This is a genomic window from Moorena sp. SIOASIH, assembly GCF_010671925.1.
Classification (GTDB): domain Bacteria; phylum Cyanobacteriota; class Cyanobacteriia; order Cyanobacteriales; family Coleofasciculaceae; genus Moorena.
This window is the reverse complement of sequence record NZ_JAAHIH010000003.1, coordinates 786,605-812,735: the sequence shown is the minus strand read 5'-3', so window position 1 is coordinate 812,735 and position 26,131 is coordinate 786,605. Positions and strand designations below refer to the sequence as shown.

Annotated in this window: 25 protein-coding genes; 8 read left to right on the top strand and 17 right to left on the bottom strand. The window is 44.6% G+C overall.

Translation table 11 applies throughout. The features are described 5' to 3' along the window. The first annotated feature begins 400 nt into the window (after window positions 1–400). Window positions 401–847, top strand: a complete 447-nt coding sequence (locus F6J90_RS18855) for an anti-sigma regulatory factor (protein ID WP_293096716.1) — start codon at window positions 401–403, stop codon at window positions 845–847. A gap of 12 nt (window positions 848–859) precedes the next feature. Here the strand turns inward: F6J90_RS18855 and F6J90_RS18850 are convergent, their stop codons facing one another. After that, window positions 860–1,144 (bottom strand): DUF6439 family protein, encoded by a 285-nt coding sequence (locus tag F6J90_RS18850; RefSeq protein ID WP_293017400.1) that lies wholly within the window; start codon window positions 1,142–1,144, stop codon window positions 860–862. An 81-nt stretch (window positions 1,145–1,225) separates the two neighbouring features. On the opposite strand from F6J90_RS18850, the gene F6J90_RS18845 reads away from it, so the two are divergent. Continuing rightward, the gene (locus tag F6J90_RS18845; protein ID WP_293096714.1) at window positions 1,226–1,639 is read left to right on the top strand and encodes a DUF2203 domain-containing protein; all 414 of its coding nucleotides are present in this window, start codon (window positions 1,226–1,228) and stop codon (window positions 1,637–1,639) included. Window positions 1,640–1,673: 34 nt separating this feature from the next. On the opposite strand, the gene F6J90_RS18840 is transcribed toward F6J90_RS18845, so the two are convergent. Then, a complete protein-coding gene (locus F6J90_RS18840; RefSeq protein WP_293096711.1) occupies window positions 1,674–3,008 on the bottom strand; it encodes a heterodisulfide reductase-related iron-sulfur binding cluster in 1,335 nt (444 codons plus the stop codon). A gap of 285 nt (window positions 3,009–3,293) precedes the next feature. Between F6J90_RS18840 and F6J90_RS18835 the strand changes: the two genes are divergently transcribed. Continuing rightward, window positions 3,294–3,527, top strand: a complete 234-nt coding sequence (locus F6J90_RS18835) for a hypothetical protein (RefSeq protein WP_293096709.1) — start codon at window positions 3,294–3,296, stop codon at window positions 3,525–3,527. On the opposite strand, the gene F6J90_RS18830 is transcribed toward F6J90_RS18835, so the two are convergent. Beyond that, complete coding sequence (locus F6J90_RS18830; RefSeq protein ID WP_293096706.1) at window positions 3,495–4,802, bottom strand: FAD-binding oxidoreductase; 1,308 nt, start codon at window positions 4,800–4,802, stop codon at window positions 3,495–3,497. The genes F6J90_RS18835 and F6J90_RS18830 overlap by 33 nt on opposite strands. Before the next feature lie 161 nt (window positions 4,803–4,963). Between F6J90_RS18830 and F6J90_RS18825 the strand changes: the two genes are divergently transcribed. Beyond that, the gene (locus F6J90_RS18825) at window positions 4,964–6,583 is read left to right on the top strand and encodes an FkbM family methyltransferase (RefSeq protein ID WP_293096703.1); all 1,620 of its coding nucleotides are present in this window, start codon (window positions 4,964–4,966) and stop codon (window positions 6,581–6,583) included. A 254-nt stretch (window positions 6,584–6,837) separates the two neighbouring features. Here the strand turns inward: F6J90_RS18825 and F6J90_RS18820 are convergent, their stop codons facing one another. The 6 genes from F6J90_RS18820 to fbp all read right to left on the bottom strand — a co-directional run bounded on the left by F6J90_RS18820 (window position 6,838) and on the right by fbp (window position 14,842). Next, complete coding sequence (locus F6J90_RS18820; RefSeq protein ID WP_293096701.1) at window positions 6,838–8,313, bottom strand: cobyrinate a,c-diamide synthase; 1,476 nt, start codon at window positions 8,311–8,313, stop codon at window positions 6,838–6,840. A 117-nt stretch (window positions 8,314–8,430) separates the two neighbouring features. Next, window positions 8,431–9,786, bottom strand: a complete 1,356-nt coding sequence (opcA, locus tag F6J90_RS18815) for a glucose-6-phosphate dehydrogenase assembly protein OpcA (RefSeq protein ID WP_293096698.1) — start codon at window positions 9,784–9,786, stop codon at window positions 8,431–8,433. 88 nt (window positions 9,787–9,874) lie between these two features. Next, window positions 9,875–11,404, bottom strand: coding sequence for a glucose-6-phosphate dehydrogenase (gene zwf / locus F6J90_RS18810; RefSeq protein ID WP_293096696.1), 1,530 nt, complete (start codon window positions 11,402–11,404; stop codon window positions 9,875–9,877). A gap of 190 nt (window positions 11,405–11,594) precedes the next feature. Continuing rightward, window positions 11,595–12,749, bottom strand: coding sequence for a transaldolase (tal, locus tag F6J90_RS18805; RefSeq protein WP_293096693.1), 1,155 nt, complete (start codon window positions 12,747–12,749; stop codon window positions 11,595–11,597). Window positions 12,750–12,774: 25 nt separating this feature from the next. Then, the gene (locus tag F6J90_RS18800) at window positions 12,775–13,404 is read right to left on the bottom strand and encodes a hypothetical protein (protein WP_293096690.1); all 630 of its coding nucleotides are present in this window, start codon (window positions 13,402–13,404) and stop codon (window positions 12,775–12,777) included. A 358-nt stretch (window positions 13,405–13,762) separates the two neighbouring features. Further along, window positions 13,763–14,842, bottom strand: a complete 1,080-nt coding sequence (gene fbp / locus F6J90_RS18795) for a class 1 fructose-bisphosphatase (RefSeq protein ID WP_293096687.1) — start codon at window positions 14,840–14,842, stop codon at window positions 13,763–13,765. A 268-nt stretch (window positions 14,843–15,110) separates the two neighbouring features. Here fbp and F6J90_RS18790 point away from each other — a divergent pair, with 268 nt between their 5' ends. Next, a complete protein-coding gene (locus tag F6J90_RS18790) occupies window positions 15,111–16,193 on the top strand; it encodes an ATP-dependent 6-phosphofructokinase (RefSeq protein ID WP_293096684.1) in 1,083 nt (360 codons plus the stop codon). A gap of 580 nt (window positions 16,194–16,773) precedes the next feature. Here the strand turns inward: F6J90_RS18790 and F6J90_RS18785 are convergent. Further along, entirely contained in the window at window positions 16,774–17,052 is a 279-nt protein-coding gene (locus tag F6J90_RS18785) for an RNA-binding protein (RefSeq protein ID WP_071106113.1), read from the bottom strand. A gap of 323 nt (window positions 17,053–17,375) precedes the next feature. Continuing rightward, the gene (locus F6J90_RS18780) at window positions 17,376–17,594 is read right to left on the bottom strand and encodes a hypothetical protein (RefSeq protein ID WP_293096681.1); all 219 of its coding nucleotides are present in this window, start codon (window positions 17,592–17,594) and stop codon (window positions 17,376–17,378) included. Between the two features lie 179 nt (window positions 17,595–17,773). Here F6J90_RS18780 and F6J90_RS18775 point away from each other — a divergent pair, with 179 nt between their 5' ends. Continuing rightward, window positions 17,774–18,358, top strand: coding sequence for an Npun_F5749 family FMN-dependent PPOX-type flavoprotein (locus tag F6J90_RS18775; RefSeq protein WP_293096678.1), 585 nt, complete (start codon window positions 17,774–17,776; stop codon window positions 18,356–18,358). Window positions 18,359–18,440: 82 nt separating this feature from the next. Here F6J90_RS18775 and cysE read toward each other — a convergent pair whose 3' ends face one another. Beyond that, on the bottom strand, window positions 18,441–19,205 hold the full coding sequence (cysE, locus tag F6J90_RS18770; RefSeq protein WP_293096676.1) for a serine O-acetyltransferase: 765 nt from the start codon (window positions 19,203–19,205) through the stop codon (window positions 18,441–18,443). 116 nt (window positions 19,206–19,321) lie between these two features. Continuing rightward, a complete protein-coding gene (locus F6J90_RS18765) occupies window positions 19,322–19,789 on the bottom strand; it encodes a hypothetical protein (RefSeq protein WP_293096673.1) in 468 nt (155 codons plus the stop codon). 690 nt (window positions 19,790–20,479) lie between these two features. Here F6J90_RS18765 and F6J90_RS18760 point away from each other — a divergent pair. Together F6J90_RS18760 and hrcA are read left to right on the top strand one after the other, a co-directional pair. Beyond that, on the top strand, window positions 20,480–20,839 hold the full coding sequence (locus F6J90_RS18760; RefSeq protein ID WP_008187977.1) for a rhodanese-like domain-containing protein: 360 nt from the start codon (window positions 20,480–20,482) through the stop codon (window positions 20,837–20,839). Between the two features lie 346 nt (window positions 20,840–21,185). Continuing rightward, on the top strand, window positions 21,186–22,277 hold the full coding sequence (hrcA, locus tag F6J90_RS18755) for a heat-inducible transcriptional repressor HrcA (protein WP_287357485.1): 1,092 nt from the start codon (window positions 21,186–21,188) through the stop codon (window positions 22,275–22,277). A gap of 29 nt (window positions 22,278–22,306) precedes the next feature. On the opposite strand, the gene F6J90_RS18750 is transcribed toward hrcA, so the two are convergent. The 4 genes from F6J90_RS18750 to F6J90_RS18735 form a co-directional block, all read right to left on the bottom strand. Beyond that, the gene (locus F6J90_RS18750; RefSeq protein ID WP_293096663.1) at window positions 22,307–23,986 is read right to left on the bottom strand and encodes a hypothetical protein; all 1,680 of its coding nucleotides are present in this window, start codon (window positions 23,984–23,986) and stop codon (window positions 22,307–22,309) included. Window positions 23,987–24,146: 160 nt separating this feature from the next. Then, entirely contained in the window at window positions 24,147–24,494 is a 348-nt protein-coding gene (locus F6J90_RS18745) for a hypothetical protein (RefSeq protein ID WP_293096660.1), read from the bottom strand. A 27-nt stretch (window positions 24,495–24,521) separates the two neighbouring features. Beyond that, a complete protein-coding gene (locus tag F6J90_RS18740) occupies window positions 24,522–25,667 on the bottom strand; it encodes a CHAT domain-containing protein (protein ID WP_293096657.1) in 1,146 nt (381 codons plus the stop codon). An 18-nt stretch (window positions 25,668–25,685) separates the two neighbouring features. Further along, window positions 25,686–25,922, bottom strand: coding sequence for a hypothetical protein (locus F6J90_RS18735; protein ID WP_293096654.1), 237 nt, complete (start codon window positions 25,920–25,922; stop codon window positions 25,686–25,688). Window positions 25,923–26,131 lie beyond the last annotated feature (209 nt).

Sequence of the window (26,131 nt, the reverse complement as noted above, 5' to 3'; positions counted from 1 at the left end):
GAAGGGTCTGGTCTGGGCGAAAATTTTCTGATACTATAGACGTAGGGAATCAGAAAAAAACAAGGTTACAGAATATGAGTAACGCTAAATGGCTATTATAGCGCTATTTAAGTATTTTGGCCATTGAGCTGATACGTACAGCAATAGGTAAAGCAGCGACATTAGTGAAAAACCTATTGAACTAATTAACAGAATAATTAACCATAGAGAGGTTGTAGTTTAGCTATGCCAGCAGGAATCTTCATGTCTGAATATAGAAGCCAACCTCAAGAAATCGAGAGTTCCTAGTCCGGTGATCCCTGAGCACGATTCTGCCGTGCTTAGGGGGAACCCGATCAAAATCAGGTATCTAGCCTCCTATTATATCAAGTCCACCAAAAAAAAGCTAGGGGTTTCTTGAGTGATTGCCACATCTTTGAGTCCGGCTGAGTGCGGTTGGGAAACGGTTAGCTTTGCTTCTACCCTTTACCTTTGCCCGATCCTCGATTTGCTTCTTGAACAAATTCCCAATAAATGGCAACCGGAACTCCGGCTGGGATTACAAGAAGCATTAGTGAATGCAGCAAAGCACGGTAATAATTTAGACCCAAGTAAGACCGTAGAGGTTCAATTTTCAGTAGTCAATGGTGAATATTGGTGGGTAATTTCAGATGAAGGGTCTGGTTTTACCCATGGTGACGACCAAGAGACTACCGACGCTAGCCTACCCTGCGATGAATCAGAAAGCGGTAGGGGCATGAGCCTCCTTCACCAAATCTTCGATCAAGTCCTCTGGAATAACCAGGGAACGGAAATTAGGCTTTGTAAACAAGTGAAGCATCCCTCTAAGCGCCCTCTATTTTCCTAATCCCCTATTTCCCTAAGGGTGGCGTTTCCCATGAGTTGGACACGGGGGAGCTGAAATAGAGCGGTCTAGCCATCCAGAGGCTTGGCGCAATCGTTCAAGGGCTTCTTCTGGATGTTCATTGAGCAGAAATACCAAAGCAGCAGCAGCCTGCTCACTGGCTCGGGCGGAGCGATTAGACTTGAGGCGATGCCAATCATTGGGTCTGATCGCCAAACGCTCTGCTAAGGCTTGAGCCAATTCCAGAGTGCTAGGTTCGATCTTAGCATCAGTTTTGGGGAATTGGATGGATTCAGGCATTGTTTTTTGAGTGCTGAGTGGGGGAGTGGGTCAGTGCTGACCTACTCAAGAGTATTTTAACTTAGGATTTAGGATTGCTATATGCCTCCAGAATCGTTTCACTCATCTTACCGTAGTTCAGGAAAAAATAGAGAGGATCAACAAGATGTTGATGAGTTTGAAGAGGAATTGGGTCAGATAGAGCGATCGCTTAATACTCTCAAGAAACGTTATACTCAGGTGCAGCGGGATCAGCGACAGCAAGCTCAACTCCAGGAGCGTCGAGAGCAAGTTAGGAAAGACTTGCGCAAGACTAAAAGTAATAATACTAATAGTAATCGACAAGCCCTAAAGGCTGAGTTAAGGCAAATCCAGGAACAACTGGAAGTCCTGGAGCTGAATTTAGAGAGTCAGTTGTTTTCTTGGAATAGTCTACGGGAACCGTTTTGGCATGGGGTGCGGTTTGGGGGATTGGGTTTGGTGATTGGGTGGATACTTAGGTCTTGTGTGAGTTAGTTACTTGTTGACAGTTGTTCTTGTGTGCCTAAAGCTAAATTCCTAATCCTCGTATCGAATAATCCAGTAACTCCATCGGATGCATTAAGGTAATGTCTTTTCGTTGCAGCTTCAAATGCTTCTTGATCTGCAATGAACAGCCTGGATTCGGGGAAGCAATCAACTCTGCGCCAGTATTCAATAAATTATTTACCTTTTGTTGTCCCAGCTCATCCGCTACTTCCGGTTGCAGCATGTTGTAAACTCCAGCACTACCGCAACACAAGGCGGCATCCATCGGTTCCCGTAAAGTCACTCCTGGAATTTGCCGCAATAACTGTCTCGGTTGTACACTAATCTTCTGTCCATGTAATAGGTGACAAGCATCCTGATAGACAATAGTCAATGGCTCATCCCTAAGCGGTGAAAGGGTTGCAGTTAGTCCCACACTAGCTAGAAATTCCTGGGCATCCCTCACCTTACCCGCAAATTCCTGAGCTTTTTGGGCATACTCCGGGTCATCTTCCAGGATGTGACCATACTCCTTCAAGGTATGACCACAGCCAGCAGCATTAATAATGATGGCATCAACTTCTGTGCCCTCAAAGCTATCTATCATCTGTCGTGCTAAGGCTTGAGCTTGCTTGGTTTCTCCTTGGTGTTCTGGCAAAGCGGCACAACAGCCCTGGGTTTTGGGAATCACCACCTCACAGCCATTGGCGGTCAACACCCGCACCGTTGCTTGATTGACTGGGGAGAAAAACAACCGTTGCACACAGCCAAGTATTACTCCTACCCGGTAACGCTTCTTACCCACAGGGGGAATTACATCGGGTAAATTATCCTGAAACGAATCTAGAGTAACCTTTGGCAGCATTGACTCCATGGCTGCTAAGCGAGGAGATAGCAGTTTGAGCCAATTCGTAGAGCGCACTAATTTCTGCACGCCCAAGGTCTGGTAGAGATACAAAGGAAACAATAATGAACGCAATCGCTTTGGATAGGGAAACAAGCTAAAAATTAGCTGTCTAAACATCCAATCTGGAAAACTACGAGGCTGATTTCGCTGAACTTGATGACGAGTGGATGAGATTAGTTTATCGTACTCAACCCCAGATGGACAAGTTGTCACACAAGCTAAACATCCCAAACAAGAATCGAAATGTTGTGTGCTCCCCTCGGCCAGGGGAGCTTGCCCTTGACTGATTGCATTCATTAAATAGATCCGACCCCGAGGGGAATCCATCTCTTTCCCAAGCACCCGGTAACTCGGACAGGTGGAAAGACAAAAGCCACAATGAACGCAGGCATCAATCAATTCCTGCTTCGGCGGTTTTTGAGCATCAAAACCATTTTCCTTATTAGTGGTTAGTTGTTGGATATTGGTCATTTTTTAAAGGTTGGAATGTTATTTGGTTGAAGGTTGGAAGGTTTAAGGTTGGAATGTTTAAGGTTTAAGGTTGGAATGTTTAAGGTTTAAGGTTGGAATGTTGAAGGTTTAAGGTTGGAATGTTGAAGGTTTAAGGTTGGAATGTTGAAGGTTTAAGGTTTAAGGTTGGAATGTTGAAGGTTTAAGGTTTAAGGTTGGAATGTTGAAGGTTTAAGGTTTAAGGTTTACTGGTGAATGGTGATTAGGAATTTATCATTGATGATTGATATAGCGTTTCTGATACTTATGAGGTACATTCATTTTTATTACCCTTACTCCCGACTCCCTACTCCCTACTCCCTACTCCCTACTCCCTACTCCCGACTCCCTACTCCCTACTCCCTACTCCCTACTCCCTACTCCCTACTCCCGACTCCCTACTCCCTACTCCCTACTCCCTACTCCCGACTCCCTACTCCCTACTCCCTACTCCCTAAAACCCATAAATCAAATTCCTCCAACAAATCGACCAGGACTTAAAACATTTTCTGGGTCAAACTTTCGTTTAATTCCACGCATTACCTCTAATCCATTACCTTGATATCCCCAAATATCTAACTGTTGCTTCAAGATTATGGGAGCTTCTAATACTGTTATAAATCCTTGTTCAGATTCACAATAACTGCGCATAGTTTTAATCATTTCTGAACTAACTGCTTCGGAGTTAAACCACACTTTACCTAAGCCACTTCTAACATGAATCACTCCCAATCCTCCTAAGCTTTCCAAGGTGTTCAATGTCTTAGCCGCAGCAGTTGGTAATACTCCTATTTTGCAGACAATTGTTGAGGATTGTCCCAATTTCCCAATTGAGTTTGCTAATGATTCCCATAGACTGGTGTCATCCCCGTTACTATAAAAACTATTCCGTAACCCTAACTGTTCCGCAACTGACTGTATTCGAGCACATTGCTCTTTCACACTGTCTGCTACACTTTGGAACCTTACCATCAATCCCATGTCCTGACCAATCCCTAATTCTGTGACTAACTTAGGGGATAATAAGTCTAGTGCTGTGGGAGTCAAGCCTGAGGCTAATACTGTTTTTACAGCTGAGGCAATTCCATCCATTTCACCTGTCAACACAATAGTTTCTGCTGCTTCTGGTATTGGATATAGCCGAAAGGTTGCCTGAGTGATAATTCCGAGGGTGCCATAGGAGCCAGTAAACAGCTTCATCAAATCATATCCAGCCACATTCTTTACCACTCGACCCCCGGCTTTAGCGATTTGTCCATCACTGCGGACAAAGGAAATCCCAAGCAACATATCCCGAACGCCTCCATAGCGTTGACTTAGGGAGCCGCTGTCTGCGGTAGCAATAATACCTCCAATGGTCGCTTCTTGGGGATAAGCTGGATCTAATGCTATAAATTGTCCGGTTTTTGATAAAATAGCTTGTAAGTCAGCTATTTTAACTCCGGCTTCTACGGTAACTGTCAAGTCTCCTACGGCGTGGTCAATGATTTGGTTTAGGTGCTTGGTACTAACTACCACATCAATGTCTTTAACGATACCTCCCCAGCCTAATTTACTGCCGTTACCACAGGGGAGGAGATGATAATGTTGGGAATGAGCGAGACCTATGACTTGGGCTAGTTGCTCGGGTGTGCTAGGGTAAACCATAGCTTTGGGAAGGGTGTCGGGAGCAATGGCTGGTTTGATTCGCTCTTGCCAGCTTGGGTCTAGGTTTTCCCAGGTGTAGATATTGGAATTTCCGACAATTGGTTCGAGGGTTGAAGCGATCGCATTCATAGAAGTTGAGGGGGTTTGTTGATCAGATTGTGGGATAATCCATATAGTAATCGTAATGGATTGGTGAACAAAAACATATCCTGATCGTCTTTCCTATCAGCCCATAACTGTGTGTTAGAGCTACAAACAGTACAGCGAACCTTTATTGAGAGAAAGCGGAAATGTCTGTCAATTATGCTGATTCCTATTGGCAATATCTCGAAAGTGCTGGTCTGAATCTGGATTCAGAGGCTTTATCTACTGTAGAGACCAGTATTGAAAGTACGTCTTGGGATAATCCGACTTCTGCTATAGAGTTGAACAACTGTGCGGTATTAGCATTAGTTGAAGCTGAGCAATGTGAAGATTCATCCCTACGTGCCATGTATCTGGAGATGGCTTTTGAGGCTTTGAGTCAGGGAATTGAGTTGTCTGGCCATCCCCTGTGTGCTGCTCATTTAGCTCTAGTTTTCGCCATGACTGGAGAAATGGAGCAGGGGATACAAACAGCATTTCCGACGTTAATTAATACCCTACATCCTGCTGATATTAATGAGCAATCCATGCCTCTAGGACTAGTTTATCTACCTCCTGGAAATGGCTTTACAGATAATCGGTATGAGCAATTGGCTCACATTCTAGACGCTGAAGATGGCTACGCTCAATCAATTTTTTTGTTAAGTGAGGTTTTATGTCGCTCACAATTGGTGTTTTATAATGCTACGGGATTAAGATTTATCCATCTTGCTGTTCAACTATTCTCAGATTCCCCCTCTATTCATTTAAAGTTGGGAATTGCTAGCCTGATCAATAGTCAATGGGAAGGATTATTTAATTTACACCAGGCTAAAAATTTGGCTCCATATTCTGCTAGGATTATACAATCCCTATACCTCGCTTATCGAGATTTAGGACAGATAGATTTAGCCAAGTATTGGCGAAATATGGGGCTAGCTAGGGCTGGCGAGATTAGGGACGAAAATTCGGATTTAATCGGGTTTGAATGGACTGAATTGGAGCTTGAAAGTTCATTTACTTATGTGACCTTTGAAGACCAGTTACTATTAGCGGTTGAGCCAAGTCTCCGGAGTTTGGTGACAAGTGTGTTAATTGCTCAAGGAGATTGGTTTGAAAAAGAAATGGAGTTTTGGCGCAACTGGCTCCAACCTGGGATGACTGTTATTGATGTTGGTGCTAATGTGGGAGTCTACACCTTCAGTGCTGCTTTACGAGTAGGAGCAGAAGGTTGTGTGCTAGCGGTTGAACCGTTTTCTGGTTGTGTTCGTTGTTTACAAGAAACCTGTACTATTAATCAGTTAGACTGGGTGAAAGTGTGTCCAGGAGCAGCTAGCGATCGCAATGGTACTGCTCAACTGGCTCTTCATGGTGCTAGCGAACTTAATGAAATTGTTTCTAGTGATGAACAAGCAACTGTAAAATCTGGTAGTTTTGAGGAAGTTTCCTGCTTTACTTTAGATAGCTTGATGGAGCAAGAAGCTATTAGCCAAGAAGCTATTAGCAAGGTTGATTTGTTGAAAATTGATGCAGAAGGTCACGAACTGCAAGTTTTAGCAGGGAGCAACAGGATTTTGACGGAATTTACCCCAACGATACTATACGAAAATATTGCAGGGAGTCGGGGGAGTAACCTAGCTGTTGCTGATTTTCTCAGAGACAGAGGCTATCAACTATATCAATATCAGCCTTACCTAGGGCATCTAATTCCGATAAATTCTAGGGAAGATTTACAAGGAAGACTGAATATTATTGCGTTGCCTGAAAATATAGCAAGGGAAGAATAGTTGAAGATATAGTATTTTGCTTTCAAGGGAACAGGGAACGGGGAACAGGGAACAGTGCTAATATTTGATGGTTTCGGTACTTCAATTCATTGTTGTCACTTCCGTTATTATTTTTTTGTACTGGTGGAATAGCTCATAAAAAAGTAGTTAAATAAGGCAAGAGGCAAGAGGCAAAAGGCAAGAGGCAAGAGGCAAATGTTGATTTGAGAAACTTTTAAAGAAGAAACTAGACTGATTGCCTGTGTAGTCCTAAACTAACTTGTCACTCCCTCAAAAGTGAACTGCTGACAGCGTTCCAAAAATCGCAGGGGAACCTCAAGACAACTACCCCAATGGAGATGAACATAGGAAGCATGGAGCTGATAGACTTGCCAACCTTCAACTCCAACTTTTCTCTGGTGATATCCCCGTAACTCAAACAAGGGATTGGAGGGCATGACTGTCAAGTGGGAGCGATGAAATTCATGTCCCCAAACCGTTGCTCCGGCAGGTAACAAGGGTCCATCGACCAAAGCAGTTGCCTGTCGATATCCTAAAGTAAGGGATTTTCCCATCACCGTAACCGTGGGTAATACCCCCACCATTGACCAAGATTTCCCGTCAAAATCTGTAATCCGCTCCCCTAAATACATCAATCCGCCACACTCAGCATAAGTGGGCATTCCTGACTCTATTGCTGTTCGCACTGACTCTCGCGCACTAGTATTTGCCGCGAGTTGCTCCGCAAAAACTTCTGGAAAACCACCACCAAAGTACATCCCCTGTACATCAGGAGGTAAAGTCGTATCGGTGAGGGGACTCCAATACACTAACTCTGCTCCTAGCTGTTCCAAACTATCGAGATTGTCTTGGTAATAGAAACTAAAAGCGCGATCGCATGCTACAGCAATTCGGATTAGGGCAGATGGCCGGTTATTAGAGGTTACAAGTTGAAGGTTGATAGGTTGCAGGTTGTCTAGAGAACTTTCAACCTGTAACCGGCCAACCTTCAACTGTGAAGAACTTTCAACCTGTAACCTACCAACCTTCAACTTTGAGTTAAGCTGTAACCTCTTAACCTTCAACTGTGAGTCAAGATGCTCCCAATTAAAGCAACTCTGTCCTAGATCAGCAAGTCGGTTAATCAAAGCATCCAGTTGAGTAATTTCAGCAGTAGGTATCAAGCCCAAATGCCGATCGGGAATAGTTATATTATCCTGACGCTGTAGCTCTCCTAATACAGGAATGTGTAAGGGTTCCAGAGCATCTTTGAGCAATTCCAAATGCCGTGAGCTTCCGACTCGATTCAATACTACCCCAGCTATGGTAATTCTGGGATCCAAGGATTGATAGCCATATGCGATCGCAGCGACGGAACGAGATAACCGAGAGCAATCCAACACTAATAACACTGGCACGTCTAACAGCCGCGCTACATGAGCTGTACTGGCAAAATCATCCTTTCCTGATGCTCCATCAAATAACCCCATCACCCCTTCAATCAGGGCATAATCTACTCCCTGGCAATGGCGGTAAAAGCAGTCTTTAACATAACCTTCAGAGGTTAATACTGGGTCTAAATTCCGACAAGGACGTCCAGTAACCCGCTTATGAAACATCGGGTCAATGTAATCCGGACCGACTTTAAAGGATTGAATTGTATAGTTACACTTGGATAAATACGATAATAGGGCGAGCGTAACTGTTGTTTTGCCCACCCCACTACGTTCACCAGCGATGATTAAAGCCATTTAAGAGTTGAAGGTTGTTCGCGTAGCGTGGCCGAAAGGCCAAGGTTTTTAGGTTGAAGTTTATCATGGAAGGGTTAAAGATACAACTTGCTAACCTTCAAGGCTTCGTTCAAAACTTCAACTTGTTACCGTCAACTTCAAAATTTCCTTGGTCACTGCCATACTTTCTTCGTATAGCATCTCCCGACCCCAACGTTGTAATTGCTGAGAGAGCAAAAACTCAGTCTTTTGGTCAAACAAAGGTGATACCTGCTGAATGCGGCAAGACTGAGCCCCACCACCAGCTTCCATCCGCATACAACCTGTGGTTTGTGAACACAATACAGTGCAGCAATCAGCTTGCAGATTGGTCGAACCCAAGCGCAGGCTAATCAAATCACCTGCCACATCTCCGGCATCGGCTACGGGAATAGCTGCCAATTCTGCTTCTACAGGTTCCTGGTTGGGTCTGATAAATTTAACACGCCGCAGGTCGTAATCCCCACCTTCTTTGATATCAGAGGTGGGAAGCCATTCTAAGCGAGACGCTAACCAACTGAGAAACATCAGTGCTTGAGCCTCATTCCCTTTTTCGTAATCAATGGTAACTTGATCAACTTCGTAGATTGCCCCACGACGTTCTGGTGGGTCAAATGCTTCTGCGGTTAACTCTTGCCATGCTGCCAACCGTGCCCAATTTAGGTCAGCCACTGGTGTGCCCTGATTGATCAGCTCACACATTTGTGATAACTGTTCCTCTGGATTGCTAAAGCTACTTGAGTCAACAATGACGGTATTACTTAGCCCTGCTAAGCGTTGGAACAACCCATAATTAGGATCAGGAGTTCCCTTCCACCAGAGGAATTTCGGCAGTTCTGCTAACATCAATTCCGAAATGATACCGCTAATCCGTTCCAAAGCAGCAGCGGTGCCAGTTAGGGTGATGTATTCACAACATATTAATGTACTCTGGCTTTGCTTTTGAATTGGGCAAGAGGCAGAAACCTGAGCCTTAACCCCTTCATCTTCTCCGGCAATAGGACAAAGGGCAATAATGCGACAGGGGTTAGATGCTGCGATCGCATCGGCAATTCCAAATCCTTCTAAATCACCGGAATACTCTAGATTCTTCTGTCTCTGTCCCTTCTGGAGAGATTCATTGTATTCCTCCCGTAGTTTTGCCTTAGTCCCCTCATCTGCTTTACCAGTTCTTTCCAATCCGTAGGCTTTCTGTGCTGCCTTGAGAGCAGCGACCATGCGCGGACCTACGATACCATCAATTGGACCGGAATAATATCCCAGTGCTGCTAATAGCTGCTGGGTTTCTTCGGGTTCATAAACCACTAAACTAAAGGTCGTTGCCCTGATCGCACTGGGAGAGTCACCGTTTTCACCATAGCTTTGCCAAATTTGACGCAGTTCCGCTTCAATTTCACCCAAGGAAACATCTTTGGGTGGTTGTATCGAAAGCACCGGAGGAGATTGTGTAGCCATAGCAATTCACTTGTTTTTTGTCAATAGTCATTACTCACTAGTCATTAGTCAGTAGTCACTAGTCATTAGTCACTACTGACTAAATAACTTAAAGTCTGCGCCAGCGACGTCCATCCCGATTAATTAGGTGTTCGGCTTCCTTCGGTTCCCAAGTTCCTGCTTCATACTGAGGTATGGATGCTGGATCAGCCGGGCCATCCCAAGCTGCTAAGGCTGGTGTCACTACCCGCCAGGCTTCTTCCACTTCATCAGCACGGGTAAACAAGGTTTGATCCCCCAACATACAGTCAAGTAACAACCGATTATAGGCATCAGCGGTTGCCACGCCAAAGGAAGAACCGTAGCTAAAGTCCATATCTACGGTGCGGGTGCGCAAATCTGGTCCTGGCCGTTTCGCCTCAAAACGCAGAGAAATTCCCTCATTAGGCTGCAAGCGCAGGGTTAAGACATTGGGGCTAGTCTGCTGAGCAGCAGATTTAAAAATCATTAAGGGAACTTTACGAAACTGAATTGAGATCTCACTGACCTTCTTCGGCAGTCGTTTACCCGTGCGCAAGTAAAAGGGAACTCCTTGCCAGCGCCAGTTATCAATCAGTAGCTTGAGGGCGACGTAGGTGGGGGTAGTGGAATTCGGGTCAACCCCTTTCTCTTCCCGATACCCAGGCACTTGTTTGCCTTTCATCCAACCTGCTGAATACTGACCCCGCACTGCTGAATTTTCTAGATTATGAATATCTGCCAGGTGAGTAGCTTGAATCACCTTGACCTTTTCAGTACGGATACTGTCAGCGTCCAAAGCATTGGGAGCTTCCATGGCCGTTAGGCAAAATAGCTGCATCAAATGGTTCTGCACCATATCCCGCAGTGCCCCGGATTTGTCGTAGTAACCTGCCCGTTCTTCTACCCCTACCGATTCGGCTACGGTAATCTGGATATGGTCAACAAACTGCCGATTCCACAACGGCTCAAAGATAGCATTACCAAAGCGGAACACTAACAGATTCTGAACAGTTTCTTTACCCAGATAGTGGTCAATGCGGTAAATTTGCTCTTCCTTGCAGACTCTTTGTACCACCCGGTTGAGAGATTGAGCTGAACTTAAATCCTTCCCGAAGGGTTTCTCAATTACCAAGCGCTGCTTCACTGGGTCAGTCAGCATTCCCGCTGCCCCCAATTGCTGGATGGCTTCTGTAAAGAATCTGGGAGCTACGGCTAAATAAAATACCCGGTTTCCCCGTGTTCCCCGTTTACCATCGAGTTCTGCCAAGAAGGCTTTCAGCTTCTGGTAACTTTCGGCTTTATCCATGTCACCGGAACAGTAAAACAGGCCATCAGCAAAGTCTTGCCACAACTCCTCCGATTGAGTCCCGTCAGAAAATTCCTCAATTCCCTCCCGCATTTGTTCCCGGAAGTAGTCATGAGTCCACTCTCGACGGGCAACACCAACGATAGTAATTTCTGGTGGTAAACGTCGTTCTCGTTTAAGCTGGTAAAGTGCTGGTACGAGCTTGCGTTTGGTCAAATCTCCGGACGCGCCATAAATCACCATAATCAATGGTTCTGGCGTGCGCTCCTGTTGCAAGCCCACTCTTAAGGGATTTTCTAGCAGAGTAACCATCTTTGCCAATTGAAGGTTATTAGGTTGAAGGTTATCAGGTTAAAGGTTAAAGGTTATTGTTACCCAGGTGTTCGTTTTAGGGTAGGTTGAAGGGTGACGGTTAAGACTTTCCATTAGCTTTCTATCGAAGCTATTTTGCCACCCGACAACCTTCAACCTAAATTAACTGGCAACCTTAAACGTCTTTCTATTACACGGTAGCCAATAGTTTGACTTTGCTTTCTAAAGATGATATTAAGGAATCAAAGGGCTTGACAAATTTAACAATCCCTTCCTCAAGTAATTCATCCATAACTTCGCTGAGATTGATATTGACATCAGGAGCGTTGAGAGAGTTTATGGTTTGGTAAGCTTCTTCAACACCTGTCTCAATCCGACTTTCTGGGGAACAGTGATCGGCACAAGCTTCGATGGTATTGGGAGGCAGGGTGTTGACAGTATTCGGTCCAATGAGTTCATCAACATACATCACATCGCTGTAGGCAGGGTTTTTGGTGCTGGTGCTTGCCCACAATAACCGTTGTACCTGTGCACCTTTTGCTGATAGAGCTTTCCAGCGATCGCTTTGGATAATTTCTTTGTACTTCTGGTAGGCAACTTTAGCGTTAGCGATCGCAACTTTGCCTTCGATTCCCTTTAGCTTCTCTGTCACATTGGGGTCATCGACACCCGCACTTTTTTCCTCCAATTTGGCATCCACTTTGGTATCAATGCGGCTGAGGAAGAAACTAGCTACAGAAGCAATCTTGCTAATATCTTTCCCTTCTGCCGCTCGTTTTTCCAAACCCCGGATATAAGCCCAGAATGTCTCAACGTAGCTTTCTACAGAGAAGAGCAAGGTGACATTAACGTTGATGCCTTCACTGATAGCTTGCTCTACTGCGGGTAAGCCTTCTGGGGTACCGGGAATCTTAATCATCACGTTTTCCCTACCAATAGCTTCGTAATAGCGTTGGGCTTCGGAAATCGTGCTTTGAGTATCTTTGGCGATAGTGGGTGGTACTTCAATGCTGACGTAACCATCTAACCCATTGGTTTGGTCGTAGACAGGTTTGAAGATATCACAAGCATTAGAAATGTCTTCAAATACCAGGGATTCGTAAATTTCCATCACCGACTTCTCGGCACGAATACCGGCTTCGATATCTGCATCGTAGATGGCATTGCCTGCGATCGCTTTTTCAAAAATTGCTGGGTTGGAGGTGATCCCACAAATTCCCCGCGATTGAATCAGTTCTTTAAGTTCTCCAGACTCAATCAGGGTGCGGCTGAGATTATCCATCCAGATACTCTGACCATAATTTTTTTCAATCTGAAAAATCGGATTATCTGCTGTCGTTGTCATTGCTTAGCTCCTTACTTGTTATTTGTCAAGGGTTTACAGTTATTTGGTTGTTCGCCTTTGGCATTCCCTTAGGGTAGGTTGGTTGGTTGAAGGTTAGTTGGTTGAAGGTTGGTTGGTTGAAGGTTGGTTGGTTGAAGGTTAGTTGGTTGAAGGTTGGGTGGTTGAAGGTTGGTTGGTTGAAGGTTAGTTGGTTGAAGGTTAGTTGGTTGAAGGTTGGGTGGTTGAAGGTTGGGTGGTTGAAGGTTGGGTGGTTGAAGGTTGGGTGGTTGAAGGTTGGGTGGTTGAAGGTTGGGTGGTTGAAGGTTGGTTGGTTGAAGGTTGGTTGGTTGAAGGTTGGTTGGTTGAAGGTTGGTTGGTTGAAGGTTGGGTGGTTGAAGGTTGGTTGGTTGAAGGTTGGTTGGTTGAAGGTTGGTTGGTTGAAGGTTGGTTGGTTGAAGGTTGGTTGGTTGAAGGTTGGTTGGTTGAAGGTTGGTTGGTTGAAGGTTGGTTGGTTGAAAGTTATTGGCTTGACTATTGGCCTGACGGTTGGTTGGAGTTGGGCGAAGCCTTTCTCAAAGAGTAGCCGTCGCCTTACCCCAAAGGAGAAACCGAAGGGTAGGGAGGTTTTCAAAGCCACCTTCAACTGATTAACCTTCAACCAGTTAACCTTGGCCAAAGGCCACGCTACGCGAACAACCAGTTAACCTTGGCCAAAGGCCACGCTACGCGAACAACCGCTTAACCTTGGCCAAAGGCCACGCTACGCGAACAACCAGTTAACCTTGGCCAAAGGCCACGCTACGCGAACAACCAGTTAACCTTGGCCAAAGGCCACGCTACGCGAACAACCGGTTAACCTTGGCCAAAGGCCACGCTACGCGAACAACCAGTTAACCTTGGCCAAAGGCCACGCTACGCGAACAACCGATTAACCTTGGCCAAAGGCCACGCTACGCGAACAACCGATTAACCTGCAACCGATTAACCTTGGCCAAAGGCCACGCTACGCGAACAACCGGTTAACCTTCAACCTTTTAACCCTTATCTACGTGCCCTGCCACTTCCAACTTTTCTTGCGCCTGCCTTGCTTTTTCCTCGATGAAGGACTTGACCAAAGCTACATCCTCTTTGCTGCCAATAATTAATGGAGTACGAGCATGGAGGGTTGTTGGCACAACATCCAAAATGTCTTCGGTACCTGTACTGGCAGCGCCTCCGGCTTGTTCTATCAAAAAGGCTAGGGGAGAAGATTCGTATAGTAGACGCAACTTCCCTTCTGGTTTTTTCAAAGTACCGGGATAAAGGAATACACCGCCCTGATACAAGATGCGGTGAAAATCTCCCACTAATGCCCCACCATAGCGAGCGGTATAGCCTTCATGGCGATGGACATAGCGAACATAGTCCCGTATGGATTCTTCCCACTGCCAGAAGTTTCCTTCATTGGTGCTATACACTGGGCCATGTTCTGGTACCTCAATGTTTTCCTTCGACAGGATAAACTCTCCCAAGGTTGGGTCGAGGGTGAAGGCATGAACACCCGTGCCGATGGAATACACCAGCATTGTGCTAGGACCATAGAGAACGTAGCCAGCAGCAATTTGCTTATGCCCGTTTTGGAGAAGATCACGGGCTTCCCCGTCTAGATCCTCTCCTTCTTGCTTACGAATCGAAAAAATCGAACCGACATTCAAGTTGGTGTCGATATTGGAGGAACCATCAATGGGGTCATACAGCAGAGTGTAACGTCCAATTGGGCAATTCTCCGGGATATAGTAGGGTTTTTCCATTTCCTCGGAGGCCAAGCGACAGACGAGACCACTTTGCTTAAATACCGAGATGAAAACATCATTGGCATAGAGATCCATCCTTTTGACAGATTCACCCTGCACATTGACTTCACCCGTGAATCCTAACACCCCTTCCATCAAACCAGCTCGGCTCAAGCGTTGAGAAATTAGCTTGGCAGCTAGGGCTATGCGATTCATGAGGGCACTTAGGTCTTGTGCCTCCATGGAAAAACTTTGGAGTTGCTCGAAAACGTGACGGGATAACGTTTTACAATCCCGATCCAAGGCTCTTTCTTGAGTTCTAGGTTCAGCTACCTCTGCCATAATTTTTGTCCTCCCTAGGTCTTAGGGCACTTGGTGTGTCAGAGATGTTGGTGTTCGCGTAGCGTGGCCTATTGGCCATCGCAAGAGTACCGATTGGCCCAGTGCCTAGTCCTCTTCACCTTCTATCTTAGGGAGGCATTTTTAATGATGCTTAATAACTTTAGAAGAAATACAGAAATCAAATCTTCACACCATTTTTCTTGTCTTTGAGGCTATACCTGAGGTCAAATTGATGTGAACATAGGCATTGCAACCTTAAACGGAGATTATGGGAGAACGTAAACGCATTGGCATTCTTACCAGTGGTGGAGATTGTGCTGGTCTAAATGCGGTGATTCGAGCTGTGACTCACCGAGCTGTCGGTACTTACAACTGGGAGGTGCTTGGCATCTGTCGGGCTACTCAGGGGTTGATGCAAAATCCGCCTCAAGCGATTAACCTAACTTTGGACAAGGTGGATCGGATCTTGACTATGGGTGGTACAATGCTTGGCACCACTAACAAAGGCGACCCCTTTGCTTTTCCGATGCCGGATGGCACACTATGCGATCGCAGCGCTGATATTGCTGATGGCTATCACCAACTGGGTCTAGACGCTCTCATTGGTATTGGGGGTGATGGTAGTTTGGCGATTTTGCGCAAACTTGCCCAACAAGGGGGGATGAAATTGGTAGGTATACCCAAGACTATCGATAATGACGTTGCCATTACCGAGCGCTCTATTGGGTTTGACACTGCCGTTAACATTGCCACCGAAGCTCTAGATCGCTTACACTTCACAGCGGCTAGCCACGACCGGGTGATGATTTTGGAAGTGATGGGGCGTGATGCTGGTCACATTGCTATCAGTGCTGGCATTGCAGGAGGGGCTGACGTTATTCTCATTCCAGAAATTCCTTATACCCTTGACAATGTCTGCCATAAAATTAAGCAGCTTCAGGAACAAGGGCGAAACTTCTGTTTAATCGTAGTTTCCGAGGCGGTTCGCACTGCTACCGGTGAGGTGCTTCAAAGTAATGTCGGATTTGGTGAATGTCGATTAGGTGGTATTGGTCAATATCTAGCCCAAGAGATTTGTAATGCCATTGGAGCGGAAACCCGAGTGACAGTTCTTGGACACACCCAGCGGGGTGCCACTCCTTCACCCCTTGATCGCTTAATTGCCTCAGCCTTTGGTGTCGCAGCAGTTGACTTAATCGCCAATGAACAATATGACCGGATGGTGACATGGCAATATCGCCAGGTTGTGAGTGTACCGATTGAGGAAACGATTAAGCATTATCAAGCTGTGAATCCGAACGGAACTCTGGTAAGAACCGCTAGAGGATTAGGTATTTGTCTAGGAGATTAGACAGTTTTTAGATCATGAACGTTTTAAGTACATGAATCTTGTTGACTGTTGACTGTTAGTGGTCAACGGTCAACGGTCAACGGTCAAATTGAGAACTCTTAAAGAACACTTAATCAGTTATACCAATTAGATGATGAATGCTTCCCCCACCTCGCGTACCAGGTGGGAGTGTCCGTCTTGATTACAAGGGCTTATCCCTCGCGACAGGCGGCATTCTCGCGCCTGCTTCCAGGACTTTTGCTGGACTGTTCCCCCAAGTCGTTTCCGCTATGGGGCCATGTTTAGAATCTCTCACCTAGAGTCTGACGTATATAAACCGACTACACAGGATTTACAGGTTTGATTTCCCTTTCGTTGAGAGGTCGTGCCTCCAGGTTGTTCAGAATCTTGTTCTGCCCTTTGCCGTACCGCTCAACATAAACCTAGTTATAGCACAGAATTTGTCGTTTCTTGACCGGATTGACCGGACAGAAGGCGTAAGACATGTGAGCCCCTAACCCCCACCTGAACGTTCGCGCAGCGTGGCGATAGCCAGGTGGGGGAATACGTCGCTCAATCTTGTTCAACAGCTGATTACCAACTACCAGGAATTGCGCCGTGGAGCGTTACTACGATTTTCCCGAGGTCTGGCTTTATTGACCCTGATTCTACGTCCCATCCACTCAGCACCATCCAACTGAGATATAGCTGAGTCTTCTTGAGCTGATTCTGTCATTTCCACAAAGGCAAACCCGCGCATTTTGCCGGTTTCACGGTCTGTGGGCATAACAACTCGTTTAACGGTGCCGTAGTCTCCAAAAACTGTTTTTAAGTCGTCTTCGGTGGCTTGATAGGACAGGTTTCCGACGTAAATGGTCATGTCGATCGATGAGGCAGAACATAGAACTAAAGTTCAGAGGCACAGAAGAACGGAGTACAACGTATTTTGGTTACTCACGGTCATGTCTGACGAACCAGTGGTAAATTTCGACAGTGGGCAACCACCTAAGGGGAAGCAATATCAAAATTTTACCCTAGTAATCCCTGAACTTGTGAATACCGTTTCATGATAGCTCACTTACGGGATTATCAGTGGTTGTCTAGTTGACACTATTTAATAATTCATCAAAAAAATGTATTGGGGTGGTGCTTAAGCACCAATTAGACCCCAAACACCCACGCTAAATAAAGTTGAATTAGCTCTTAATCAATGGAAATCGACTGCGGACCCTTATTTTTATCATTTTCGCTTCTGTTATGACCATCTTTGTATACCTCAGAGCCATTTTGATCCTCTAGCCAACTCTTGAGAGGATCATCTGAGAGATTCAGGCGGAACACTCCTGAAAAAAATCCGCCCAAAAAAGCTACAGGCTGCTGAGTAAATTCTTCAAAAATTGGTGTCAGTTCATTGAGGAACATGAGTTGCTCTCCTGGTGCTGGTTGTGCTGCGAATTGCGAATAGTTAAGTTGTATGAGTGATTAGATTGGGATTCTAATTGGGATTCTAACGTTTTGTCAGCCAACTTGGGAGTTGGTTCCATCCTGGGCTTGAAACTACCCTACATTTGCGCTATTTTCTGGGCTATGTCTCAAAAAAAATGCCTATTGCTCTTTGGCGATCGCCCCTAGCTCGCGCACTCCACCAAAATCGGAGCCTACCTTATGCCCGTTACTTCCAACTGGCAACCGTTGACCCCAAGGGCTATCCGGCTAACCGCACCGTAGTTTTTCGAGGTTTTTTGGACAATTCCAACCAACTCAAAGTTATTACCGATACCCGTAGCCAGAAAATTCACGACATTAATCATCATCCCTGGGGAGAAGTTTGTTGGTACTTTCCCAACACTCGCGAACAATTTCGTTTAGCAGGCCAGTTGACCCTGATCACTGCTGATTATCCTGACGAAGGACTTCAACAAGTCCGCCAACAGACTTGGCAAAATCTTTCTGATCCAGCTCGTTTACAATTTGCTTGGCCTGACCCTGGTGTTGCCAGAGTAGCAGATAAACAAGCCTTTTCCCCACCACCACCTGCCCTAGATCAGCCTTTGCCAAATTTTTGCCTATTATTGCTCGAACCAGTCAAGGTGGATCACCTAAGGTTGCAGGGTTTCCCCCAAAACCGATGGCTTTACTACCAAGACAGTTCTGGGGAGTGGTTTCAAAAAGCTGTTAATCCTTAGCTTCGGGGTCACACGAAGTTTTTCTGTGGGGAACGGCAGGGACAACCTTCAACCTTTAACCTTCTAACATTAAACGACTAGATCAAATCCCATAACTATCTAAAAACTGCCGAATTTCTTTATTCTGGAGATCACAACATGGGGCATTAGCCCCCTTCTCTGGAGCATCCAGTGTTGAAGAGTGATCAGACATCATTGATGCCATTAAAGATCTTTGGTTAGTTAACTCTTGGAGCTGTTGTTCGAGAGACTCAATCCGGTCTACTAAAGCTCGAATTACCTTGGCTTCTGAGTCAGGCAAGCTACCATGTTCAAGGGGATTGACTCGTACACCCGAACGATAGACAATCCGACCTGGTATACCGACGACAGTACAATCGGAAGGAACATCTCGCAAGACCACTGAGCCAGCACCAATGCGGACATTATTACCAATTTGGATATTGCCTAGCACCTTAGCACCAGCTCCCACCACCGCATTTTCTCCTAGAGTAGGGTGACGCTTGCCACTTTCCTTTCCTGTACCGCCGAGGGTAACACCTTGGTAGATTAGACAGTAGTCTCCCACAATGGCGGTTTCTCCAATCACCACACCCATACCATGGTCGATAAAGACACCATGACCAATTTTGGCACCCGGATGAATTTCAATACCTGTAACAAATCGGGATAACTGACTCAGCAGTCGAGGAATGAATGGAATCCCAATCACATGTAACCAGTGACAGCAGCGATGGAACAGTAGAGCTTGTAGACCGGGGTAGCAGAACAAAACCTCGAGCCAGTTCCGAGCAGCTGGGTCACGCTCAAAGATAATACGGAAGTCAGCAATCAGGGCAGATAGCACTAGGGTTCACCGTAATTAATGCTTGAACAAATTACTAACTAGTTTACCGTGTCTTGATGCAATAGCGAGTGGGGGTTTCCCCCAAGACCGCGCTACCTCGCTGCATCGCTTTTTGGTTACTCAACAGCGGTCAGGGTGTAATCCCACCGTTGTCCTCCCTCAAAGGCACCAACCCAGATTTGGTATGTGCCAGCTGGCCAATTTTGTGCGGTTATGCTGGCATCTTTTTTGGAACCTGTATCATCTCCACAAAGGATTTGATTGTTGGGAAACTGAATCAGTAAAGTGGTATCCTTTCCCCCTGTGTTGACCCCTATAGTTAAACTGGGTAAATCTGCCTCCAAAACCATCAGGTGATCTGGAGTAGGGTCTCCAAAACCAATACAGGGATCATTGTTGCGATCGCTATTCGCAATCGATGACAACGAGTAAGCACCACCGGTGTGACCACTGACCTGTCCCTGACTTGGGGAAAAACCAGGTGATAAGTTTAAAGAAGCAAAATTCGCTGTCTGAGATAAAACGGGCAGAGAATAGAGGGCTACTATTAAAGCTATGACTCCTCTAACACCTTGTCGTACCATTGTCAAAACCCTCCTAAGACTAGTTGTTACTATTTCCTCCCTATTTGAGTACGAGTAAACTATAAAAAATTACAGTACTTACTTAGATTTTCCTATAAACCTCTGTTGTTTGATAGGAATACCTGTGACACTCTGCTATCTGCCACATTAATTATTATTTGATACCTTTTGCGTTAATTTATTCCTTAGCAATTATATATCAGTTATCAGCTATCAGCTATCAGCGAACAGCGATTAGCGCTACTTGAGGTGCTATCAGCTATAGCAATCCTAAATCAATTGAGAGAATGTTTGTTCCCTGTTCCCTACTCCCTGCTCCCTGCTCCCTGCTCCCTGTTCCCTGTTCCCTGTTCCCTGTTCCCTGTTCCCTTTGCTATATAAGTTATCAGCTATCAGCCAAGACCTGAATACTTAGATGGACAAATCCCCAAACTTTCAATTCTGTAAAATCTCGAACTATTAAATTATGGTGTTCGATGTTTATTTTAAGCATGATAGCTGACGACTTACAGCTGATGTTAATGCTGATCGTAACTACTTTAAATATCGCTACATATTAATCAGCTACCATAGCTGATTACCCCATCACCTGCTCATTATATTTAGGGTGAATAAATGAAATTGGGATTAATAGAGGTAAAATAAAGGTCAAAACTAAGAAAACAAGCGCGTTACAGCTATTTCAGTCCTATGGTCGCTCAATCCTTTGATCAACCTCTGCTTGAAATCAGTGTTGAACAACTGGCAAGGCAGATGGCAGATTCCCCGGAGCAGTTACAGCTTATTGATGTCCGAGAACGGCAAGAAGTTGCGATCGCTTCTATAGAGGGCTTTGAAATTCTGCCTTTGAGTGAATTTGCTCAGTGGTCTGGGGAAATCTCTACTCGCTTTGATCCCGCAGTTGAAACCATGGTCATGTGCCATCATGGTATGCGCTCGGCTCAGATGTGTCAGTGGTTAATCAGTCAGGGGTTCACGAATGTCAAGAATGTAGCTGGGGGTATTGACGCATACTCAATCATAGTTGATCATAGCATTCCTCGTTACTAATTGCAGCTCACTGCTAACTACTGCTATGAGTTGATTCTGCTATCTTAGAACAAATGTTCTTATAGCAAATGTATTAATAACCAACTTAATGCTTGGGTGAGCAGACCCTGCCATACCTATGGATAAATCCCAGATACTTCCAAATTGCACCAAAACCAACCCTGATTTTTGGTGATTGATTGGGATATCTAATTATCACCCCTACTGTTTTGGACTAAAGCAGGCTTAACTAGACCCAGCTTTTAGGCAAAATTCCATTCCTAGTATGTTTGATCACCTTAATGGTAACTCATCTCTCTAATTTAGACTTTTTTCCCTTTAAAATTAAGTTCAGCTTTGGTTCAAAATGTCTCGCCAACAACTAAGTTTAACAAGTCGGCAACAACATATTCTCTGGGCGACTATTCGTCACTATATTGCCACGGCAGAACCGGTTGGTTCTAAAGCCTTGGTTCAAGAATATGACCTGAGTGTGAGTCCAGCGACGATTCGCTCTTGCATGAGTATGTTGGAAAAAGTTGGACTACTATATCAACCCCATACCTCTGCAGGTAGGGTTCCTTCTGATTCAGGTTATCGAACCTATGTTGACCAGCTGATTCAACCGTCAGAAACCTTGAGTCAGTATGTTGAAAATTTACTGGCAGAGAAGTTGAACTGGGAGGAAGCTAAGTTTGAGGTATTGCTACGGGATGCTGCTCAAATTCTGGCAACGGTCAGTGGATATATTGCTTTAATTACTTTCCCTGACAATCGCACTACTCGCCTGCGCCATCTACAGTTGATGCACCTAGAGCTAGGACAGGTGATGTTGATTATAGTTACGGATAGTTATGAAACTCAGTCGGTATTGATGAATCTGCCCCAGTCAGAGGATGATAGCACGGTTGATGAGTCGATTGTGGAGCGGGAGTTAAAAATATTATCTAACTTTTTGAATAGTAAGCTGCGAGGGCGAACTCTCACGGAATTGGAGAAATTAGATTGGAGTGAATTAGACCGAGAATTTGTCCGCTATGCGGATTTTTTAAGCAATTTATTAACTGAGTTGACCCGTCGCACTGTAGTACCTAAGTCCAGCCCGATTATGATTCGTGGCATCTCAGAGGTGTTGCGTCAACCAGAATTTTCGGAAATAGACCAGACTCTAGACTTGCTGCATCTGTTGGAAGAGGAACAGGAGCAACTGTGGTCAGTAATCTTTAAGGTACCGGAAGAGTTGGAATTTAAGTCTCGTGTGAAAATTAGGATTGGTGCAGAGAATTCCTTGGAACCGATGCGTGGCTGTACCTTGGTGTCTGCTAACTATCAGCAAGACCAAGTCCCAGTGGGAAGTGTGGGAATTATTGGACCAACTCGCATGATTTATGAAAATGCGATCGCATTAGTGGAAGCAGCGGCAGATTATCTAACTGAAGCCTTGAGTCAACCAGCTTGAAGGGAAGTGTTACCTACTCCCTTTGCAGATCATTTTGACCCCCGATGGATCATTCGATCCACAATAAACGCAGCGAAAGCACCAACGCCAACACCAATCAAAACATGAAATAGCACAAACACCACACTGTAACTCAAGCAAGGGTAGAGTCCAGCTTCAGGTTTAGGACAATCTAAGGATCCGTTCCGGTCTAGTTTGCTCAGGATCACTTCTAGAGGTTGTTTAGCGTCGCTTTGGGACGAAATACTACTGACGGCTAGACCAGTACCGACAAAAGTGATCCAAAGTTGTTGTCTTTTCTCCCGTTCTGCTTGTTCAATTTCCACAATACCTCTGATTGAGGAAATCGCTTTGTCTAACAAACCAGAGCTATGAGCAAAATAGCTTAAGTTTATTTGAATTTGATTTTGATAAGTAGGGCTGATTTTATGCTCAAATACTGACAAAAAGCTTAACTCTTCGTCATTGGGTAATTTTTCTTGAATTTGTTGAAGCTTTTCGGAATAATTGTGAGTATTAGTCTTGATGGTTAAGCTATAGCGTTCTAACTTTCCCAGTAAATCTGAATAAGTCAAGTCTAGCTTTGGCAGTATTCTCAGCTTTTTCTTAAAGTCCAGCAGTTCTGCCTGAGATAATACAGCAACTTTCGCCCCCCTAGCCCCCCAATTTTGGGGGGAATTATTCGCCCCCCTAGCCTTCAAATACTGGAGGGAATTATTCGCCCCCCTAGCCCCCCAATTTTGGGGGGAACTTGAGTTAAAGTCCCCCAGAATTGGGGGATTTAGGGGGCTTGCAGCTCTCGGTAGTGAGGTGAATTTATCTTGTAAGCTCTGATTATCTTTAATTTGAGCCGTTTCATTGATTATTTTTTTAATATCTTGATAGTGTTGTTTAACATTACTATAAACCTCCCGGCTGAGTTGATACGCTTTAATAACTTTTTGGCGATAAAAAAATAAATCAATAAAGTATTGATAAAAAAAACAAAAATTTTCCTCCGCTCGGGCACCATAGTTGCCATTCACCTCTTCTCCTAAAAATAGCCAAACAAAAATTTGGCCATAGTCTTGAGATTCATGTGGAATGCCATATTCAAAAATTGGACTACCAAATAATTTACCTTCTTGATACAGCGGTGGACAGTTATCCTGATCTTTTTTTCCCAGAAAATTCTGCACACACTGATCAGCTATCTCTTTCCATAAATGGGAATCTTGCTGTTCCTTCTGGGGTAGCCAAGCAGTTAGTAACATAATTTGTCCTAGGGAACTGTTAATGTTACTAGGAAGAAAGCACTGGTCTGGATTAAAATCCTTGAATACAGTCAGGTCTACGTCTTCGGTTTTCTGATTATTCTCACGTTCAGGAATACGAATATTTAAACCGAGAGCATAACTATCATAGATCTGGATTGGACAAGCTTGACCAGTAATCTTTATTCCTTTGCCATGATTGAGAGATAATTTACCCTCCAACGGTAAGAGAATATTATCCTTAGTGGCTCCTTTTAGTAAAGCAATGCGGGAATCTTCGGCAACGTCTTTCAGGTCTAGCTTCTGTTGAATTTGGAATTTAGCACAAATCTGATCGTACTTGTGCCAAAGTAGTTGGCTATTATAGTCGGTGTCTGCTTGGGAATCACTACTAGATACATTTATAAGATGGAAGGCAAAGAGATGAATATTAGGTGCGTAGATTTTGTGAGTCATTGTTTGAGATTTTTAGTAAGCATTCAGCAGTCAGCCGTCAGCAGTCAGCCGTCAGGTTATTGTATTCAATAGCTGTTCGCGTAGCGTGCGCGTAGCGCATAAGCTGATAGCTGATAGCTGATAGCTGATAGCTGATAGCTGATAGCTGATAGCTGATAGCTCAATGCTTACTCTTGTCTTGATCCTGTTGATTAGTTTTAGCTTTAATAACTTCTTGGTTGGTTTGTCGCAGTTCAAATAGGTTTTGAATAATACCTGCTTCGGAATTAGATGGGAGCTTGGGCGAAGTGTTTAATTCCTTATCAGTCTCAGCAAATGGGAGTACAGTATCTCTGACTTCTGTATGGGTTTGTAACCAATCAGTTAGTAGATCATCTAATTCGTCTTCTGTTGGAGTGTCTAACGGTGATAAAATTTGGGATAAGTCTTGCAAGTCTTCAATTTCAAACTTTTCAGAGTGAGTTTTGAGTGCTTGCGTAAAAGCTTGGATAATTGTTGAAATTTCCATATATTTTTATTTAGGTAACTACAATTATTATTGTCCAATGGCGCAGTAAGCCGCCCAATAATAAGGAGACTTAAAGGGTGTTTCTTGACTATTGAAAAACCGGAGTACTTTCTTGATTTTTTTATTAAAATTAGTATCCAAATTCAACTCTTTAGTTAACTGTTCAGCCCAATCTCGCAATTCCTGTACAGTGGCATCCCGCAGCCAGAGTTGCGCTTGATTCAGGGCAACTGCTAAGGACATCTGGTTTAGCAGATTCTGATAAAATTTAATCATCAACAATGCTGTAGATAAATCGTCTACCTTCCATAGGCTACTAAGCACTGCTGGACTTCCCGCAACTAGGAAACCAGTGGTCAAACCAACGTATTCATCAGTAAGTTTGGATTGAACTAATCCTGTTTCGCAAGCAGAAAGGGTGACAAGGCGACATTGTGCTAATTTCTGTTCTGATTTCAGGGCAAAGATGGCATCTAAGGTGAGGCATTTATCTAAGTCAAGTACTTTATCGTTACCCAAATCTAGATGTTGTGCTGGATTAAGTTCAACTGGTGCAGAGTTGAGGTACGCATCTGCAAGGATTAAGGCGGATTTCTGAGGCTGCTCAAGGTTAAAGTAACCGTGAGAGCTAAAATGGAGACAGTGGTATGTGTTGAGAGCTTTGCTATCTATGGCGTCTTTAGTGGCAGCGTTTTCCACGAGGACATCTGTATCCGCTGGATTGAAGTAGCGTTTAATCACTTCTACTTCGATGTTGGCATAACTTAAGTCACCCGTGGGGTTTTGAACCGCAAAAAGGTGGGTAAAGTCCTGGCGTTTTCTGGTTTCGACAAGTTGGAGTAGTTGGCAGCTAGGGGCGTAACTTACCCCTGCTGGAAAGTGATCTATCAGAATTTCAGATGTAGCTTCTCCCTGCTTACTGTTAATCGGTAAAGCATGAAGGGGTAACCAATGGAAAACCTGATGGGGAATTAAAATTAAGCGATCGCACTCTGGGGCTATTTGCTTAATGATGTCATCTATGTGCAGAATCTCAGCCAGCCGATGTAGACGGTTACTCAGGTCGTTTTGCCAATCAGTTTTTTTGGTGTAGTAGGCTTGCCAATATCTATTTACCCAATTTACCAATTTGTCTAAGTGGGAAGATGCCACTTCGTAACAAACATACCTCATTAAGCTGTAGGAGCCTGATTATACCGCCCACCTCAAAAAATATATTTGCCAAAATGGGATGCTCCATTCCAAGTCTTCTAACTTAGAATGCCAAACTAGATTGCGGGTAAAGATGAAAGTGATCAGCTTATCCCCTGTAATGTAAAATTCTACAATGGCAGTGTGGTCATCCAAATTGTTCTGAAATTGCTCAAAGTTAAAGCTAGAACCGATAGGTAAATATTGGTCTTGTAAATCATTGCGCTTCTGTCGCAATTGTTGGAGATGTTGTGCTAGGGCGGTTGGATTTTCAGCTTTACCCTGTTGGATTTGATATTGACCTGCCGCTATTTTATCCCTGTATTGTTCTAGTTTAGTAACAACTTCTGGGGGAACGATGGTTTTCAGGTCACGGCTGAATATCTCTTCAACTAAATTGCCGGTTTTGCTCCGTTCAACATATTCAATCGCTTCAGTGATATTAG